At 66.7% G+C, this 16,472-nt stretch carries 16 protein-coding genes; 9 read left to right on the top strand and 7 right to left on the bottom strand.

The features are described from left to right. Window positions 1–16: 16 nt before the first annotated feature. A complete protein-coding gene (locus ACK5M9_RS14525) occupies window positions 17–853 on the bottom strand; it encodes an SDR family NAD(P)-dependent oxidoreductase (protein WP_416893856.1) in 837 nt (278 codons plus the stop codon). 169 nt (window positions 854–1,022) lie between these two features. Between ACK5M9_RS14525 and ACK5M9_RS14520 the strand changes: the two genes are divergently transcribed. Beyond that, window positions 1,023–2,189: an acyl-CoA dehydrogenase family protein gene (locus tag ACK5M9_RS14520; RefSeq protein WP_416893883.1), complete on the top strand. Its 1,167-nt coding sequence runs from the start codon at window positions 1,023–1,025 to the stop codon at window positions 2,187–2,189. 259 nt (window positions 2,190–2,448) lie between these two features. Further along, entirely contained in the window at window positions 2,449–3,597 is a 1,149-nt protein-coding gene (locus ACK5M9_RS14515) for a thiolase family protein (RefSeq protein ID WP_416893882.1), read from the top strand. Between the two features lie 23 nt (window positions 3,598–3,620). Here ACK5M9_RS14515 and ACK5M9_RS14510 read toward each other — a convergent pair whose 3' ends face one another. After that, entirely contained in the window at window positions 3,621–4,022 is a 402-nt protein-coding gene (locus tag ACK5M9_RS14510; protein ID WP_416893855.1) for a carboxymuconolactone decarboxylase family protein, read from the bottom strand. A gap of 134 nt (window positions 4,023–4,156) precedes the next feature. After that, window positions 4,157–4,564 carry a DUF4189 domain-containing protein gene (locus ACK5M9_RS14505; RefSeq protein ID WP_416893854.1) on the bottom strand — a complete coding sequence of 136 codons (408 nt, stop codon included), beginning with the start codon at window positions 4,562–4,564 and terminating at the stop codon, window positions 4,157–4,159. Window positions 4,565–4,736: 172 nt separating this feature from the next. Between ACK5M9_RS14505 and ACK5M9_RS14500 the strand changes: the two genes are divergently transcribed. Both ACK5M9_RS14500 and ACK5M9_RS14495 read left to right on the top strand, forming a co-directional pair. Beyond that, window positions 4,737–5,294 (top strand): hypothetical protein, encoded by a 558-nt coding sequence (locus ACK5M9_RS14500; RefSeq protein ID WP_416893853.1) that lies wholly within the window; start codon window positions 4,737–4,739, stop codon window positions 5,292–5,294. Further along, window positions 5,291–5,812 carry a twin-arginine translocation pathway signal gene (locus ACK5M9_RS14495; protein ID WP_416893852.1) on the top strand — a complete coding sequence of 174 codons (522 nt, stop codon included), beginning with the start codon at window positions 5,291–5,293 and terminating at the stop codon, window positions 5,810–5,812. The genes ACK5M9_RS14500 and ACK5M9_RS14495 overlap by 4 nt, the downstream gene beginning before the upstream one ends. A gap of 21 nt (window positions 5,813–5,833) precedes the next feature. Here ACK5M9_RS14495 and ACK5M9_RS14490 read toward each other — a convergent pair whose 3' ends face one another. Beyond that, complete coding sequence (locus ACK5M9_RS14490; RefSeq protein WP_416893851.1) at window positions 5,834–7,504, bottom strand: alpha-keto acid decarboxylase family protein; 1,671 nt, start codon at window positions 7,502–7,504, stop codon at window positions 5,834–5,836. A 94-nt stretch (window positions 7,505–7,598) separates the two neighbouring features. Between ACK5M9_RS14490 and ACK5M9_RS14485 the strand changes: the two genes are divergently transcribed. The 3 genes from ACK5M9_RS14485 (at window position 7,599) to ACK5M9_RS14475 (ending at window position 9,049) form a co-directional block, all read left to right on the top strand. Beyond that, window positions 7,599–8,042: an SRPBCC family protein gene (locus tag ACK5M9_RS14485; RefSeq protein ID WP_416893850.1), complete on the top strand. Its 444-nt coding sequence runs from the start codon at window positions 7,599–7,601 to the stop codon at window positions 8,040–8,042. A gap of 53 nt (window positions 8,043–8,095) precedes the next feature. After that, complete coding sequence (locus tag ACK5M9_RS14480; RefSeq protein WP_416893849.1) at window positions 8,096–8,545, top strand: SRPBCC family protein; 450 nt, start codon at window positions 8,096–8,098, stop codon at window positions 8,543–8,545. A gap of 63 nt (window positions 8,546–8,608) precedes the next feature. Further along, a complete protein-coding gene (locus tag ACK5M9_RS14475) occupies window positions 8,609–9,049 on the top strand; it encodes an SRPBCC family protein (RefSeq protein WP_416893848.1) in 441 nt (146 codons plus the stop codon). Between the two features lie 17 nt (window positions 9,050–9,066). Here the strand turns inward: ACK5M9_RS14475 and ACK5M9_RS14470 are convergent, their stop codons facing one another. Next, window positions 9,067–10,236 (bottom strand): pyridoxal phosphate-dependent aminotransferase, encoded by a 1,170-nt coding sequence (locus tag ACK5M9_RS14470; RefSeq protein ID WP_416893847.1) that lies wholly within the window; start codon window positions 10,234–10,236, stop codon window positions 9,067–9,069. A gap of 150 nt (window positions 10,237–10,386) precedes the next feature. Here ACK5M9_RS14470 and ACK5M9_RS14465 point away from each other — a divergent pair, with 150 nt between their 5' ends. Both ACK5M9_RS14465 and ACK5M9_RS14460 read left to right on the top strand, forming a co-directional pair. After that, window positions 10,387–11,598 (top strand): acetyl-CoA C-acetyltransferase, encoded by a 1,212-nt coding sequence (locus ACK5M9_RS14465; RefSeq protein WP_416893846.1) that lies wholly within the window; start codon window positions 10,387–10,389, stop codon window positions 11,596–11,598. Between the two features lie 17 nt (window positions 11,599–11,615). Further along, window positions 11,616–13,760 (top strand): 3-hydroxyacyl-CoA dehydrogenase NAD-binding domain-containing protein, encoded by a 2,145-nt coding sequence (locus ACK5M9_RS14460; RefSeq protein WP_416893845.1) that lies wholly within the window; start codon window positions 11,616–11,618, stop codon window positions 13,758–13,760. Window positions 13,761–13,815: 55 nt separating this feature from the next. On the opposite strand, the gene ACK5M9_RS14455 is transcribed toward ACK5M9_RS14460, so the two are convergent. Both ACK5M9_RS14455 and ACK5M9_RS14450 read right to left on the bottom strand, forming a co-directional pair. Continuing rightward, window positions 13,816–14,679 carry an LLM class F420-dependent oxidoreductase gene (locus ACK5M9_RS14455; protein WP_416893844.1) on the bottom strand — a complete coding sequence of 288 codons (864 nt, stop codon included), beginning with the start codon at window positions 14,677–14,679 and terminating at the stop codon, window positions 13,816–13,818. Between the two features lie 44 nt (window positions 14,680–14,723). After that, complete coding sequence (locus ACK5M9_RS14450) at window positions 14,724–16,373, bottom strand: DNA repair helicase XPB (protein WP_416893843.1); 1,650 nt, start codon at window positions 16,371–16,373, stop codon at window positions 14,724–14,726. Window positions 16,374–16,472 lie beyond the last annotated feature (99 nt).

Below are 16,472 nucleotides of genomic sequence, written 5' to 3'. Positions count from 1 at the left end.
CCGTCCCCTGCCTGTCTCAGCCCTGCGCGGCCTGCTCGTCGAAGGTGTGGTCGATGCGTTCGAAACGGCGGCGGATAGACGCGCGGGACGCTTCGTGCGGCAGTACATAGAGGCGGTTCGCCAGTACGGCGTCGGCGGCCATGCGCGCAAGATCGTCGACGCCGACGGTGTCGTCCTGCGGGGGGAGCGCTCCGATCGAACCTCCCGGGCCCGCCGCGTCGGGTGTCGAGGCACGTGCGGAATCCGCGCCGCGGATACGTTCGGAGTTGGTCACCAGCGGGGTTTCGATCACCATCGGGCACAGCACCGATACCCCGATACCGGTGCCCTTCACCTCGCGGGCCAGGGTTTCGGCCAGGCCGACCACTCCGTATTTGGCGACGCCGTACGCCCCCAGTCCGGCATTGGGCACCAGGCCCGCGAATGAGGCGGTGAACACCAGGTGGCCGCCGGTGCCCTGGTCGAGCAGCCTGGGCAGGAAGGCCTCCACGGTGTGGATCGAGCCCCACAGGTCGATGTCGATCACCCAGCGCCAGTCTTCGTGCGTCATCTGCGCGATCGGGCCAGCCACGACTACTCCGGCATTGCTGAACACGATGTCGACCTGTCCGAGCAGCCGGACGGTCTGGTCGGCCAGGCTCATCACCTGGTCGAGGTGCCGGACATCGCAGAGCACGCCGTGCGCGTCGAATCCCTGACCGCGTAGCTGGGCAACGGCCCGCTCCAAACCGGGCTCATCGACGTCGGCAAGGACGAGCCGCGCACCCCGGCGGGCGAACTCGGTGGCTGTAGCCAGGCCGATACCGCTGGCCCCGCCGGTGACCACCGCGCCGCGCCCGTGGAATCCGTCCATGAGACCGAACCCTAATTCAGGTGGTCGTTGCCGTCGGCGGCCAGGGTGTTCCCGATGCCCGCCCCAATTGCCGGACGCCTGCAGGCGCGACCGACAAGGTGATCTACTGGAAGCCTCGTGTGCGGCGACCTGGACGACGGAGGGAGATGGCTGAATGCCCGGGGGTGGAATGAATTTCGAACTCACCGAAGATCAGCGGTTGATTCGTCGGGCCGTGGCCGAGCTGGCGTCGAAGTTCGACGACCAGTACTGGACGGAGAAAGACCGTACCCACGAGTTTCCGGTCGAGTTCTACCGCGCCATTGCCGACGGCGGGTGGCTCGGGCTGACGATCCCGGCCGAATACGGCGGTCACGGTCTCGGCATCACCGAGGCGACCATCCTGCTTGAGGAAGTCGCCAAATCCGGTGGGGCGATGAACGCGGCCAGCTCCATTCACCTGTCGATCTTCGGCATGCAACCGGTCGTGGTGCACGGGTCCGACGACTTGAAGGCGCGCACCCTGCCCAGGGTTGCCACCGGGGAATCCCACGTCTGTTTCGGGGTGACCGAACCCGGTGCCGGCCTGGACACTTCGCGCATTACCACGTTCGCCCGAAGGGACGGCGACCGCTACGTCGTCAACGGCCGGAAGGTGTGGATTTCCAAGGCGCTGGAGTCGGACAAGATCCTGCTGCTGACCCGCACCCGCGGATATGACGAGGTCACCAAGAAGACCGACGGCATGACCCTGTTCCTCACCGATCTCGACCGCGACCGGGTGGAAATCCGGCCGATCCGCAAAATGGGCCGCAATGCCGTCAGCTCCAACGAGTTGTTCATCGACAACCTCGAAGTGCCCGTCGAAGACCGGGTCGGTCAGGAGGGTCAGGGATTCCAGTACATCCTGGACGGCCTGAACCCGGAGCGGATGCTGATCGCAGCCGAGGCGCTGGGTATCGGCCGGGTGGCGCTGGCGAAGGCGGTGAAATACGGCAACGAGCGGGAGGTCTTCGGCCGTCCGATCGGCATGAATCAGGGCGTGCAGTTCCCGCTGGCCGACTCGCTGGCCCGCCTCGATGCCGCCGAGCTCATGCTGCGCAAGGCCACCTGGCTCTACGACAGCGGCAGACCCTGCGGGCGCGAGGCCAATACGGCCAAATACTTGTGTGCCGATGCCGGATTCGCCGCCGCCGATCGGGCCCTGCAGACCCACGGGGGCATGGGATACGCCGAGGAGTACCACGTCGCACGCTATTTCCGCGAGGCGCGGCTGATGAAGATCGCGCCGGTCAGTCAGGAGATGATCCTGAACTTCCTGGGCTCGCACGTGCTGAAGCTGCCCCGAAGCTACTAGGCTTGCTGCGCGCTGAGTGGTTGGCAGCGGGCGCCGGGCGTCGGGTGTCGACTCCCGCTCGCCGGGCGCTGAGCACCCGTCCCGCTCGCCGAACGTGTAACTACTGCGGGTTTTGGGCGTTTTTTCCGCAGTAGGTACACGCTCGGCGAGAGGGGGAGGCTGGGCTGGCGAGCGGGCTGGGCTGGCGAGCGGGCTGGGCTGGCGAGCGGGAGGGCTGGCGAGCGGACCGGAGGACGGCCGCGTGAGACGGGAGCTGGGCATGCGCGAAGTGGTGATCGCCGAGGCGGTTCGCACCGCGGTGGGAAAACGCAACGGTGCGCTGGCGCAGATGCACGCCGCCGATCTGTCCGCCGTGGTGCTCAGCGAGCTGCTGGAACGTGCCCGTGTCGGCCCGGAGATCATCGACGACGTGATCTGGGGATGTGTCTCGCAGGTTGGCGATCAGGCCGGCAACATCGGTCGCTGGGCCGTCCTGGCGGCAGGCTGGCCGGAGAGCATCCCCGGTACGACGGTCAACCGTGCCTGCGGATCCAGCCAGCAGGCCCTGGACTTCGCGGTGCACGCGGTGATGTCGGGCCAGCAGGATGTCGTGGTGGCCGGCGGCGTCGAGGTGATGAGCCGGGTTCCGCTCGGTTCGGCCAGGGCGACCGGCATGCCGTACGGGCCGAAAGTTCTTGCCCGCTATGACGATTTCTCGTTCAACCAGGGAATCTCTGCCGAGATGATCGCCGAGAAGTGGGGACTGTCCCGGGCCCGGCTCGACGAATACTCCGCGCAGTCGCACCAGCGGGCCGCGGCGGCCCAGGACGCCGGCGCCTTCACCGATCAGATCGTGCCGGTGTTTCCCGGGGATGCCGTTGTCGTCGATGCCGACGAGGGCGTTCGCCGCGGGACCAGCGTGGAAAAGCTGTCTGGACTCAAACCGGCATTCGCCGCCGACGGAGTGATCCACGCCGGCAACTCGTCGCAGATTTCCGACGGCGCGGCCGCGTTACTGGTGACCACCTCCGAACTTGCCATGGATCTGGGTCTGACGCCGATCGTCCGCTACCGGGCGGGCGCGGTAACCGGGGCGGACCCGGTGCTGATGCTGACCGGCCCGATTCCAGCTACCCGGAAGGTGCTGGCCAAGTCCGGAATCCGGCTGGACGACGTGGGTGTCTTCGAGGTCAACGAGGCGTTCGCGCCGGTGCCGCTGGCCTGGCTCGCCGCAACCGGCGCGGATCCGGACCGGCTGAATCCGTTGGGCGGTGCCATCGCCCTGGGTCACCCGCTGGGCGCCTCCGGTGCCGTGCTGATGACGCGAATGGTGCATCACATGCGCGACAACGGAATTCGCTTCGGCCTGCAGACCATGTGTGAGGGCGGCGGCACTGCCAATGCGACGATCGTCGAACTCGTCGGCTGAGCCGGCCCCGACGGCCCAGACGGCTATGACGGCCCCGACGGCCCCGGGGCATCCTCGAGCGCGGCGAACATTTCACCGGCAGTGCGGAAGCTGTCCACGGCCGCCGGCACACCGGCGTAGACGGCCACCTGCAGGAATATTTCGCGGATTTCGTCGCGGGTCACACCGTTGGCCAGGGCGGCCCGGATGTGGGTGCGAAGTTCGTGCGGCCGGTTGAGCACCGACGTCATCGCCAGATTCAGCATGCTGCGGGTCTTGCGGGTCAGCCCGTCGCGTCCCCAAACCGCACCCCAGCAGTACTCGGTGAGCAGATCCTGCAGCGGCCCGGTGAAGTCGTCGGCTTCGCCGATCGCCTTGTCGACGTGCTCCTTGCCCAGGACTTCGGAGCGGATCTGTCGTCCCCGCAGGTAGGTCTCACTGGCCACCGTCGTTCTCCTCCGCTAGTACCGATAGTCAGGAGTGTAGAAGCGGTGTCGAGAACCTCGGGCGGGGCATGTGTGTGCTCGCCGTTGACTTTCGGGGCCGGAAAGCCGAGTCGGGGTCGTGAGGCGACCGTCGATCAGTTGCACGCCCAGTCGACGGCCCAGCCACCGCCGAGCATGTCGATTGCGTGCCGCTCGGCGTCGCGACGGGTAAGGCCGATGCCGCCGTGGTAGGTCGTGCCGTCGTGAGCCACCGCGCCGCATCGGGTGAAGGTGCTGACCACTATGCAGTTGGGAGCACCGCAGCGCTCCAGAGCGAGCTGTTCGGCCCCTAATTTGCTGACGTGCCGACGTGCTTTGCCGGCCGCACCGTCGTGCGAGTAGGCAATCGCGCCGTAGCGTTTGATCAGCGGCGGCAGACCGATCTGCGTGGTGTCTTGGTCGCCGCGGGCGTGGCTCACCGCAGGCACCGTGAAAGCCATCCCGGTCGCAGCCAGCAGGCTTGCGAGTACCAGTGCGACGCGACGTCGTTGTCGTGTCGGCATGTGGATCATCCCTCCTTCAGGTTGTCCGCCGCAGTGCGCCGGCGACGTTCCCAAATGTTTACAATCAGGAAACATTTAGCAGCTAGCATACCGCGTCGCGGACGTGTCGGCGGTTCTGGAACGATCAAGTGGTTGCCCGCCGATATCGCCGAGCTGGCAGAGGAGTACCGGTTTGACCGACCAGCCCGCCACCCGAGCCGGCGAGCGCACGTTCATGGGAAAACCCTTGGGTACTGTCCGCGCGCGACTGACGTCAGTCGCGGTCGTCATAGCGGCTTTCATCTCCCTGTTCGCGCTGGGCGCCAGCGTGGAGATGGCCGTCCTGCACCGCAGCGCCGAGCACGCGCGCCAGCTGATCGGGGAATATGCGACGGCGGCGAACCGGGGCGTCGCGGCGTTGACTTCCCTGGACTTCGCGCACGCCGAACGGAGTGCCCAACGCATCCTGGACCTCGCCACCGGTGCTTTCAGGGAGCGCTTCCTGGAAACAGCCGACGATTTCACCAAGACCGTGCGGGAGTCCAGGGTGACCACGCACGGGGCTGTCCGGCATGCCGCGGTCGAACGGGACACGCTGACTCCGATGTCGGCGGTGGTGCTGGTCGTCAGCAGGTCGGAGGTGACCGATGCCGCAGGCGTCGAACAGGACCCGCGGGACTACCGGGTCATCGTCACGGTCACCCGTGAAGACGGCCAACTCAAGATGTCGAATGTCGAGTTCCTACCGTGACCGCCAAGGAGCGGTCGAAGGCCGCCGGACGATGGCTCCGACGGCTGGGTATGACGTTGTCGGTGCTGGCTCTGGTGGTTCCGCCGGCGGCACTGGGACTCGTTTATTTCTACACATACCGACCGGACCGTGCAGTCGACGACGCGGCTGCCCGGGAGGCGATCGCGGCTGCCAGTGCGGGGACGGTCGCTATCCTGACGTATTCCGCCGACACCCTGGAACGTGATTTCTCCGCTGCGAGATCGCATCTGACCGGCGACTTCTCCTCCTATTACGACAACTTCACCAAACAGACGGTAGCCCCTGCCGCCCAGCAGAATTCGGTGAACACGACTGCAAAGGTCCTCCGGGGTGCGCTCTCGGAATTTCGCCCCGACTCTGCTGTCGCACTGCTGTTCATCGAACAGGCCACCCGCAGCAAAGATCAGCCGGAACCGGTGCTGACGTCTGGAAGCGTACTGGTGACCCTGGTCAAAACAGTTGACAGATGGCTTATTTCGCAGTTCAAGCCGCTATAGGTTCGAGTGGCGCGGCGACGTTCATTCGCGGGCCTGCGACGGTGCCATCGGGCCGACGAGTTGGGCAAGCAGCGGTGGGATTTCGAGTCGTGGCAGCACCGCTTCGACCAGCACCATGCGGTCTCGGTGCTCGGCGGCGGAGGTGAGGGCGTCGTCGAGCTCGCCGTAGGTCTGCACCCGGAACGCGAGATTGTTCTCCACCCCCAACGTCTGCGGAAGGTCGGTCCAGCGCCATTCGGCGATGTCGTTGTACGGGGCCGCCTGCCCGTGGATCGCACGTTCAACGGTGTAGCCGTCGTTATTGACCACGACGATGACCGGCGACAGCCCTTCGCGGAAGAACGAACCGAGTTCCTGCACCGTCAGCTGCGCGGCCCCGTCGCCGATCAGCAGGACCACTCTGCGGTCGGGATGGGCAACGCCGGCGCCGAACGCCGCGGGCAGCGTGTATCCGATTGAGCCCCACAGTGGTTGACCGATAAATGTGACCCCGTGCGGAAGCACATGGTCAGCCATGCCGTAAAACGATGTGCCTTGATCTGCCAGCACCACGTTCCCCGGGGTGAGGGCCGCGCAGAGCCGGTCCCACAACATGCGCTGGGTTAGCTGCGCACCGCGACCCGGCGTGGGGGTGGCCGGTGCGGCCGGTTCGGACTCCACCGCCGACGACCGGATGCCGCGGGCGCTCAGAATGGTGGCCAGCGCCCCGAGCGCGGCCGTCATGTCCACCGGCGCGAACACCTCCTGGGCTACCCGGCTCTGATACTGGCCGACGTCGATCGTGCGGGCCGGGTCGATCCGCTGGCTGAAGAAGGCACTGACCAGGTCGGTGAGCACAACACCCGCCGAGACCAGCACGGGTGCCTGCTCGATCGCCGTGCGGACCCGCTCGGAGCTTGCCGCGCCGGCGTAGATGCCCAGGAAGTTCGGGGAACTCTCATCGAGCAGGCTCTTTCCCCACATCAACGTCGCGTGCGGCACCACATCCGCAGCCAGGAGCGCTTCGAGTTCGCCGACGGCCTGCAGGCGATGCACCAGCAGGTCCGCCAGAACCGTCAATCGGTGGTCACCGATCAGGGTGGCCGCGGCCTCGGTGAAGGCGGACAGGGCGCGCGGGCTGGTACCTCCGGTGTAGCGCGGAAGCGGGGCGTCGGGAGGCTCGGTGGGGAAGCGTGCGACGTCGACGGGCATCAGCAGATATCCGGGCCGCTTGTGCTCGCGCACCTCACACAACACCCGGTCGACTTCCCGGCGAGCCGTTGCGGGAACGAGATTGGCCTGTGCGCAAGTGATTTCGCTACTGATTCGCAGGAAGTGCTCGAAGTCTCCGTCGCCCAGCGAATGATGCAGAGCACGGCGGGTCGCCTGAGCGTCCTTGGAGGGACTGCCGACGATATGGACAACTGGTACATGTTCGGCGTAGCTTCCCGCGATCGCGTTTGCTGCGGAGAGCTCCCCAACCCCGAATGTGGTTACCACAGCTGACATTCCGCGCAGACGGCCGTAACCGTCGGCAGCGTAGCCGGCATTGAGTTCGTTGGCGCAGCCCACCCAGCGCAACGCGGGATGGGCGACGATATGGTCGAGGAACGCCAGATTGTAGTCGCCGGGCACACCGAAGACCTCGGTGACGCCAAGCTCGGCGAGACGGTCGAGAAGGTAGTCGCCGATGGTGTAGGTCGAGTCCGTCACAACTCCGACGGTACGCCTACCGACCCGCCTTTCGGGGGCTTCGCCGACGCCGTCCCTATTCCCGCCAAGACAATATTTCGATATCGTTCGGGACATGGCAATCAAAGAATCCCGTGAGATCGTCATCGAAGCCACCCCGGCGGAAATCGTGGATGTCATAGCTGATTTCGGGACGATGCCCGAATGGTCAGGGCCGCATCAGAGTGCCGAGATCCTTGAGACCGGGGACGACGGTCGGCCGAGCAAGGTGAAGATGCAGGTGAAGACGGCCGGCATCGTCGATGAAATGGTGGCGGCCTACACCTGGAGCGACAACGAGGTGTCGTGGACGCTGGTCAGCTCAAGCCAGCAGAAATCCCAGGACGGCAAGTACACCCTGATGCCCAAGGGGGAAAACACCCTGGTGAGGATGGACATCGCCGTCGACCCCAATGTCCCGCTGCCCGGGTTCGTCCTCAAAAGAGCCATCAAGGGGACCATGGATTCGGCTACCAAGGAGTTGCGCGCCCAGGTGCTGAAGGTGAAGAAGGGCAAGTAGCAGAGTTTTCACGCGGTTCCGGGTGCCCGGCCGCCGTTGCTAGCGTAGACGTAGTGGCCGTAAAAGCATCGCGTGAGTTCATCGTCGAAGCGCCCCCCGAGGTAGTCATGGCGGCGCTGGCGGACGTCGGCACCCTGACGGAGTGGTCGCCGCTGCACAGAAGTGTCGAAGTGCTCGACTATTACCCGGACGGCAAGCCTCACCACGTCAGGGCGACGCTCAAGATCTTCGGACTCGCCGAGGAAGAGATCCTCGAGTTTCACTGGGGGCCCGACTGGGTTGTGTGGGACGCGGCGGAGACGGCCCAGCAGCACGGGCAGCATGTCGAGTACAACCTGAAACCGGAAGGCGCCGATGAGACCCGGGTGCGGTTCGACATCACCGTCGAGCCGGCCGGGCCGATCCCGGGATTCCTGGTCAAGCGGGCGAGCGAGCATGTGCTGGAGGCCGCCGTCGACGGGTTGCGCAGGCGGGTGATGGGTGAACGCGCCGACGCGGAATAGGCGGCGGAGTAGTTGCGGGGTTTCCCCGACCGCAACCCGTCCTGGTTGCTAGTTTGGAAGACAATGGCCGTACACGCATCTTCCGAGGTCGTGATCGACGCTCCGTTGTCGACGATCATGGACGCAATTGCCGACATGGACGCGCTGCCGTCGTGGTCGTCTGTACACAAGCGGGCCAAGGTCATTGACACCTGGCCCGATGGGCGTCCGCGCCGGGTGAAGGTTGTCGTCAAGCTTGCCGGGGTCGTCGAGAAGGAGACTATTGAGTACCACTGGGGGCCGGACTGGGTGGCGTGGGACGCGCTGGAGACCAGGCGGCAGCACGCCCAGCACTGCGAGTACCGCCTGACCCGGGAGTCCGATGACCGGACCAGGGTGCGGTTCACCGTCACCATCGAGACTTCGGCGCTGCTGCCCGAGTTCGTAGTCAACCGGGTGCGCGACAAGCTTCTCCGGGTGGCGACGGAGGGGTTGCGGCAGCAGGTGCTGGCCTCGGCCGGGTAGGCACGCATCCGGCCGGGTCAGCCGCGTAGTGCGGCCAATCGCCTGATCGCCTCGTCAAGGGTGTCCTCGGGTTTGCAGAAGGTGAAGCGCACCAGGTGATTCCACAGGTCGGTATGTTCGGCGGCCGGGTCGCAGAAGGCCGACATGGGGATGGCGGCGACGCCGGCCTTCCGGGGTAGTTCGGCGCAGAATCGGGTGCTGTCGCCGTACCCGAGTGGTCGCGGGTCGGCACACAGGAAGTAGGTGCCGTGGCTGTCGTGTACCGAGAAGCCGATGTCGGCCAGCCCGGCGGCCAGCCGATCCCGTCTGGCCAGCATCGAGGCGCGAAGGGCCGCCACCCAGGCATCCTGGGTGTCCAGCGCCAGGGCCACGGCAGGCTGGAAGGGTGCCCCGCCCACATAGGTCAGATACTGCTTGGCAGCGCGCACCCCGGCGATGAGTTCGGCTGGGCCGCAAGCCCAGCCGATCTTCCAGCCGGTGCAGTTGAACATCTTGGCCGCGCTGGAGACGGTGACGGTGCGCCGCGCCATGCCGTCGAAGCCGGCCAGCGGCCGGTGGGTGCGGCCGTCGAACACCAGATGTTCGTAGACCTCGTCGGTGATCACCAGCAGATCCGCCGCTACCGCGATGTCGGCGATGGCACGCAGTTCGGCCTGACCGAACACCGCGCCGGTCGGATTGTGCGGCGAGTTGAGGATCAGCGCGCGGGTCCGCGGTGTGACGGCCGCCCGCAACGCCCCGGCGTCGAGGGCGAAACCGAGGCCGTCGGCGACCAGCGGCACCGCCACCCGGCGGGCGCCGGCCATCGCCAGCACCGGCGAGTAGGAGTCGTAGAACGGCTCGATCAGCAGCACCTCCGAGCCGGGTTCGACCAGCCCGATTACCGCGGCGGCGATGGCTTCGGTGGCCCCGGCCGTCACCAGGACTTCGGTGTCGGGGTCGTACTCGATGCCGTACCGGCGCCGGCGCTGGGCCGCGACGGCCCGGCGCAGCGGAGCGATGCCGAGGCCGGGCGGGTACTGGTTGACCCCGTCGGCGATAGCCTCCTGGGCGGCTCGCAACATCTCCGGTGGGCCGTCTTCGTCGGGAAAGCCCTGTCCGAGGTTGACCGCGCCGATGCGTGCGGCCAGCGCCGACATCTCGGCGAACACAGTGGTGGCGTAGGGCAGCAGCCGCTGCACGGTCATGGGGGCCGAGCTTAGGGCCTGCCGGGACCTGCGACCCGCAAACCCCCTACCAACCAACAGGTTGGCCGATGCCCCTGTTAGGGTGCCTGTACTGGGCCTAGTCTAAGAAACGGTTCCGCACCCTCCACTTTTGGAAGAGGAAAATTCGATATGTCCGAAGAAGCCTTCATCTACGAAGCGATCCGCACACCGCGTGGCAAGCAACGAAACGGTGCGCTGACCGAAGTCAAGCCGCTCAACCTGGTCGTCGGCCTGATCGACGAACTGCGCAGGCGCAACCCCGACCTCGACGAGGACCTGATCAGCGACGTGATCCTGGGCTGTGTGTCGCCCGTGGGGGACCAGGGCGGCGACATCGCCCGCGCCGCCGTTCTGGCATCCGGCATGCCGGTCACCGCCGGTGGCGTACAGCTCAACCGGTTCTGCGCATCCGGGCTGGAAGCCGTCAACACCGCCGCGCAGAAGGTGCGCTCCGGCTGGGACGACCTGGTGCTCGCCGGCGGCGTCGAGTCGATGAGCCGGGTGCCGATGGGATCCGACGGCGGCGCCATGGGGCTGGACCCGGCCACCAACTATGACGTCATGTTCGTCCCGCAGGGCATCGGCGCCGACCTGATCGCCACCATCGAGGGCTTCAGCCGCGACGACGTCGACAACTTTGCGCTGCGCAGCCAGGAGAAGTCCGCCGAGGCCTGGTCCGGTGGCTACTTCGCCAAGTCCGTGGTGCCCGTCCGCGACCAGAACGGGCTGCTGATCCTCGACCACGATGAGCACATGCGCCCCGACACCACCAAGGAGGGCCTGGGCAAGCTCAAGCCGGCCTTCGAGGCGCTCGCGGCCATGGGCGGCTTCGACGACGTGGCACTGCAGAAGTACCACGACGTCGAGAAGATCAACCACGTGCACACCGGCGGCAACAGCTCCGGGATCGTCGACGGCGCCGGGCTGGTAGTGGTCGGCACCGAAAAGGCGGGGGCGGCCATCAACGCCACCCCGCGCGCCCGCATCGTGGCGACCGCGACCAGCGGGGCCGACCCGGTGATCATGCTGACCGGCCCGACCCCGGCCACCCGCAAGGCGCTTGACCGCGCGGGGCTGACCGTCGACGACATCGACCTGTTCGAGCTGAACGAGGCGTTCGCCTCGGTGGTGCTGAAGTTCCAGAAGGACCTCAACATTCCCGACGAGAAGCTCAACGTCAACGGCGGAGCGATCGCCATGGGCCACCCGCTGGGCGCCACCGGTGCGATGATCCTGGGCACCATGGTCGACGAGCTGGAGCGCCGCAACGCCCGGCGCGCATTGATAACGCTGTGCATTGGCGGCGGCATGGGTGTCGCGACGATCATCGAACGAGTCTGAGAGGGTTTCGAACAGTAATGGCTGACAATACAATTCAGTGGGACAAGGATGCCGACGGTATCGTCACGCTGACCATGGACGACCCGTCGGGTTCGGCCAACGTCATGAACGCGGCATACATCGAGTCGATGGGCAAGGCGGTGGACCGCCTTGTGGCCGAGAAGGATTCGATCACCGGTGTGGTGATCACCAGCGCGAAGAAGACCTTCTTCGCCGGCGGTGACCTGACGTCGATGATCCATGCCGGCCCGGAGAATGCGGGCGACTCGTTCGACACCGTGGAGACCGTGAAGCGGCAGCTGCGCACGCTGGAGACGCTGGGCAAGCCCGTCGTCGCCGCGATCAACGGCGCCGCCCTGGGCGGCGGCCTGGAGATCGCGCTGGCCTGCCACCACCGCATCGCCGCCGACGTCAAGGGCAGCCAGCTCGGTCTGCCCGAGGTGACGCTGGGCCTGCTGCCCGGCGGCGGCGGTGTCACCCGCACGGTGCGGATGCTCGGCATCCAGAACGCGTTCATGTCCGTGCTGGCGCAGGGCACCCGCTTCCGGCCGGCCAAGGCCAAGGACGTCGGCCTGGTCGACGAGGTGTTGCCGACGGTCGAGGAGCTGGTGCCGGCCGCCAAGGCGTGGATCAAGGCCAACCCCGACTCCCACGAACAGCCGTGGGACAAGAAGGGCTACAAGATCCCCGGCGGCACTCCGTCGTCACCGGGCCTGGCCGCGATCCTGCCGTCCTTCCCGGCGCTGCTACGCAAGCAGCTCAAGGGTGCGCCGATGCCGGCCCCCAAGGCGATCCTGTCCGCAGCGGTCGAGGGCGCCCAGGTCGACTTCGACACTGCCAGCCGCATCGAGAGCCGCTACTTCACTTCGCTGGTCACCGGCCAGGTCGCCAAGAACATGATCCAGGCGTTCTTCTTCGACCTGCAGACCATCAACGGCGGCGGGTCGCGGCCCGACGGTGTCGGCAAGACCACGATCAACAAGATCGGTGTGCTGGGCGCCGGCATGATGGGCGCCGGCATCGCCTACGTATCGGCCAAGGCCGGCTACGAGGTGGTGCTCAAGGACGTCTCGGCCGAGGCGGCCCAAAAGGGCAAGGGCTACTCCGAGAAGCTGGAAGCCAAGGCACTGGAGCGGGGCCGCACCACCCAGGAGCGCAGCGACGCCCTGCTGGGCAGGATTCACCCGACCGGCGACCCGGCCGACCTGAAGGGCGTCGACTTCATCATCGAAGCCGTTTTCGAGAACCAGGAACTCAAGCACAAGGTGTTCCAGGAGATCGAGGACGTCGTCGAACCCAACGCGCTGCTGGGGTCGAACACCTCCACGCTGCCGATCACCGGTCTGGCAACCGGTGTCAAGCGCCAGGAGGATTTCGTCGGGATTCACTTCTTCTCGCCGGTCGACAAGATGCCGCTGGTGGAGATCATCAGAGGTGAGAAGACATCCGACGAGGCGCTGGCCCGGGTGTTCGACTACACGCTGGCCATCGGCAAGACCCCGATCGTGGTCAACGACAGCCGCGGCTTCTTCACCTCGCGGGTGATCGGCACTTTCGTCAACGAGGCATTGGCGATGCTCGGCGAGGGTGTGGAGCCGGCCAGCATCGAGCAGGCGGGATCGCAAGCCGGCTACCCGGCTCCGCCGCTGCAGCTGTCCGACGAACTCAACCTGGAGCTGATGCACAAGATCGCGGTGGCCAGCCGCAAGGGCATCGAGGATGCCGGCGGCAAGTACGAGGCGCACCCGGCCGAAGCCGTGGTGGAGAAGATGATCGAGGTGGGTCGCTCGGGCCGGCTCAAGGGCGCCGGCTTCTACGAGTACCCCGAGGGCAAGCGCTCCGGGCTGTGGCCGGGCCTGCGGGAGACGTTCGGCTCGGGTTCCTCGACACCGCCGTTGCAGGACATGATCGATCGCATGCTGTTCGCAGAGGCGCTGGAGACTCAGAAATGCCTCGACGAGAACGTGCTGACGTCCACGGCCGACGCCAACATCGGATCCATCATGGGCATCGGGTTCCCGCCGTGGACCGGCGGCAGCGCGCAGTACATCGTCGGCTACGAAGGTCCGCTGGGCAAGGGCAAGGAAGGCTTTGTCGCCCGGGCCCGTGAGTTGGCTGGCAAATACGGCGACCGGTTCCTGCCGCCGGCCTCGCTGACCTAACCGCCGTCAGGCGCGAAAGCCCCCGAGACAGCGATGTTTCGGGGGCTTTCGGATGTCAGTGTCCCAGCGCGGCGGCCAGCCGGCGCCATTGCTCACGCGGGAAGGTCCGCGGGTCGTCGGTGAGAAGCTGGACGCAGACATGATCCGCGCCAGCGGCCCGGTGTTCGCCGACCCGCCGCAGGATCGCCTCCTCGTCGCCCCATACGATGACCGCGTCGAGCAGCCGGTCGCTGACCTGGCTGATGTCCTCCTCGGAGAAGCCGATGCGCAGCAGATTGTTGGCGTAGTTGGGCATCGCCAGATAGCCTCGCAGCCAATCGGTTCCGATAGCCCGCGCCTGCTCGACGGTGTCACAGAGGATGGCGGTCTGTTCCGGCAGCAGCCACGGCCCCGCGCCCAGCGCGGCGCGGGCGGACGCGGTGTGCTCCGGTGTGACGAGATAGGGGTGGGCGCCGTGAGCGCGAGATGCCGACAGCGCCAGCATTTTCGGGCCCAGTGCGGCCAGCACCCGCCGTTCGGTGGGCACGGGTTGAGTCGCGGCGTCCAGGCCGTCGAGAAACTCCGCGGTTGCCGCCAGCGGCTTGCGGTACCTGCCGGGCGCTTTGGCGTCGATCAGCGGCGCGTGGCTTACGCCGATGCCCAGCAGGAAGCGGTCGCCGTGCGCGGCCGTCAGCGCTGCGTAGGACGCGGCGACCTCAGCGGGGGAGTGCATCCAGAGGTTCAGGATCCCGGTGGCGATCACCGTGTTTCCGGTTGCGCCGAGCAGGCGGCCCACAGCGTCCAAAACCGGCCCGCCGACGTCGGGAATCCACAGTGCCGGAAACCCCAATTCATCCAACTCCGCTGCGGCATCAGCTGATTCGGCCGCATTTCCGTAGCGCAGCTGACTGCTCCAGATTCCGACACCGGTGATATCCATTCAAGCCCGCCCTTTCGTCGTCGATGTGGGGTGCAAGCCGATTCCTAGACCGGAGGTCCCAGCAGGTCGTCGGCGTCCCGGATGATGTAGCCGTAGCCCTGTTCGGCAAGGAATCGTTGCCGGTGTGCGGCGTACTCGGCGTCCAGGCTGTCGCGAGCCACCACCGAGTAGAAGACCGCCCCGCCACCGTCGGCCTTGGGGCGCAGCAACCGCCCCAGCCGTTGGGCCTCCTCCTGGCGGGATCCGAACGTGCCCGAAACCTGCACCGCCACAGCGGCCTCGGGAAGGTCGATGGAGAAGTTGGCGACCTTAGACACCACCAGCGTGGAGATTTCCCCGGTGCGGAACCTGTCGAACAGCGCCTCGCGCTCCCTGGTCTTGGTGGAGCCCTGGATAATCGGGGCGTCCAACTCCGCGCCGAGTTCGTCGAGCTGATCGAGGTACGCCCCGATCACCAGCGTCTGCTCTCCAGGGTGGTTTTTCAGAATCGATTTCACCACAGCGAGTTTCGTGTGCACCGTCGAGCAGAGCTTGTAGCGCTCCTCCGGCTCGGCCGTCGCGTAGGTCATCCGCTCGCTGTCGGTCATGGTGACCCGAACCTCGATGCATTCCGCCGGTGCGATCCAGCCCTGCGCCTCGATGTCCTTCCACGGCGCGTCATAGCGTTTAGGGCCGATCAGGGAGAACACGTCACCCTCGCGGCCGTCTTCGCGAATCAGCGTGGCGGTCAGGCCGAGTCGTCGCCGGGACTGCAGGTCGGCGGTCATCCGGAAGACCGGCGCCGGGAGCAGGTGGACCTCGTCGTAGATGATCAGGCCCCAGTCCCGGCTGTCGAAGAGTTCTAGGTGCCGGTATTCGCCTTTGGTGCGGCGGGTGACCATCTGGTAGGTGGAGATGGTGACCGGGCGGATCTCCTTGCGCTCACCGGAGTATTCGCCGATCTCGTCCTCGGTCAGCGAGGTGCGCGCGACGAGTTCGCGCTTCCACTGCCGGGCCGCGACGATATTGGTGACCAGGATCAGCGTTGTGGCCTGTGCTTTGGCCATCGCCGCCGCGCCGACCAGGGTCTTGCCGGCGCCACACGGCAGCACCACCACCCCGGATCCGCCCGCCCAGAACGAATCGGTGGCCAGCTGTTGGTAGTCGCGGAGCTCCCAGCCGTCGGGCTCCAGGGAAATCGGATGTGCCTCGCCGTCGACGTAGCCGGCGAGGTCCTCCGCGGGCCAGCCGATTTTGAGCAGCATCTGCTTGATCCGGCCGCGTTCGCTGGGGTGCACGATCACGGTGTCGTCGTCGATGCGGGAGCCCAGCATCGGGGTGATCTTCTTGTTGCGCAGCACTTCGGCGAGTACCGCTGGGTCCAGGCTCACCAACGTCAGGCCGTGCGCGGGATGCTTGACCAACTGCAGGCGGCCGTAGCGGGCCATGGTGTCGACGATGTCGACCAGCAGCGGCTGGGGAACCGCGTAGCGGGAGAAGCTGACCAGCGCATCGACCACCTGCTCGGCGTCGTGACCGGCCGCACGGGCGTTCCACAGCGCCAGCGGCGTGATCCGGTAGGTGTGCACGTGCTCGGGTGCGCGTTCCAGCTCGGCGAACGGCGCGATGGCCGCCCGTGCCGCGCCGGCCAGCTCGTGGTCCACCTCGAGCAGCACCGTCTTATCGGACTGCACGATCAGCGGGGAGTCAGTCACCTGCGCCGCTCCTCCTCATCGCTTCGCTCTGCATCGTCGCCGGCGTGAGTCACCTGCGCCGCTCCTCCTCATCGCTTCGCTCTGCATCGTCGCCGGCGT

Origin of the sequence: Mycobacterium sp., assembly GCF_047975165.1 — a bacterium.
In the GTDB taxonomy this organism is placed as follows: Bacteria; Actinomycetota; Actinomycetes; order Mycobacteriales; family Mycobacteriaceae; genus Mycobacterium.
The sequence above is the reverse complement of the archived record's forward strand: the minus strand, read 5'-3'. Positions and strand labels throughout refer to the sequence as shown.

Excerpts from the sequence above, each read along its gene's own strand:
- ACK5M9_RS14525 (WP_416893856.1), bottom strand. The coding sequence starts at position 853 with ATGGACGGATTCCACGGGCGCGGCGCGGTGGTCACCGGCGGGGCCAGC.
- ACK5M9_RS14520 (WP_416893883.1), top strand. The coding sequence starts at position 1,023 with ATGAATTTCGAACTCACCGAAGATCAGCGGTTGATTCGTCGGGCCGTG.
- ACK5M9_RS14515 (WP_416893882.1), top strand. The coding sequence starts at position 2,449 with ATGCGCGAAGTGGTGATCGCCGAGGCGGTTCGCACCGCGGTGGGAAAA.
- ACK5M9_RS14505 (WP_416893854.1), bottom strand. The coding sequence starts at position 4,564 with ATGCCGACACGACAACGACGTCGCGTCGCACTGGTACTCGCAAGCCTG.
- ACK5M9_RS14485 (WP_416893850.1), top strand. The coding sequence starts at position 7,599 with ATGGCAATCAAAGAATCCCGTGAGATCGTCATCGAAGCCACCCCGGCG.
- ACK5M9_RS14475 (WP_416893848.1), top strand. The coding sequence starts at position 8,609 with ATGGCCGTACACGCATCTTCCGAGGTCGTGATCGACGCTCCGTTGTCG.
- ACK5M9_RS14470 (WP_416893847.1), bottom strand. The coding sequence starts at position 10,236 with ATGACCGTGCAGCGGCTGCTGCCCTACGCCACCACTGTGTTCGCCGAG.
- ACK5M9_RS14465 (WP_416893846.1), top strand. The coding sequence starts at position 10,387 with ATGTCCGAAGAAGCCTTCATCTACGAAGCGATCCGCACACCGCGTGGC.
- ACK5M9_RS14460 (WP_416893845.1), top strand. The coding sequence starts at position 11,616 with ATGGCTGACAATACAATTCAGTGGGACAAGGATGCCGACGGTATCGTC.
- ACK5M9_RS14455 (WP_416893844.1), bottom strand. The coding sequence starts at position 14,679 with ATGGATATCACCGGTGTCGGAATCTGGAGCAGTCAGCTGCGCTACGGA.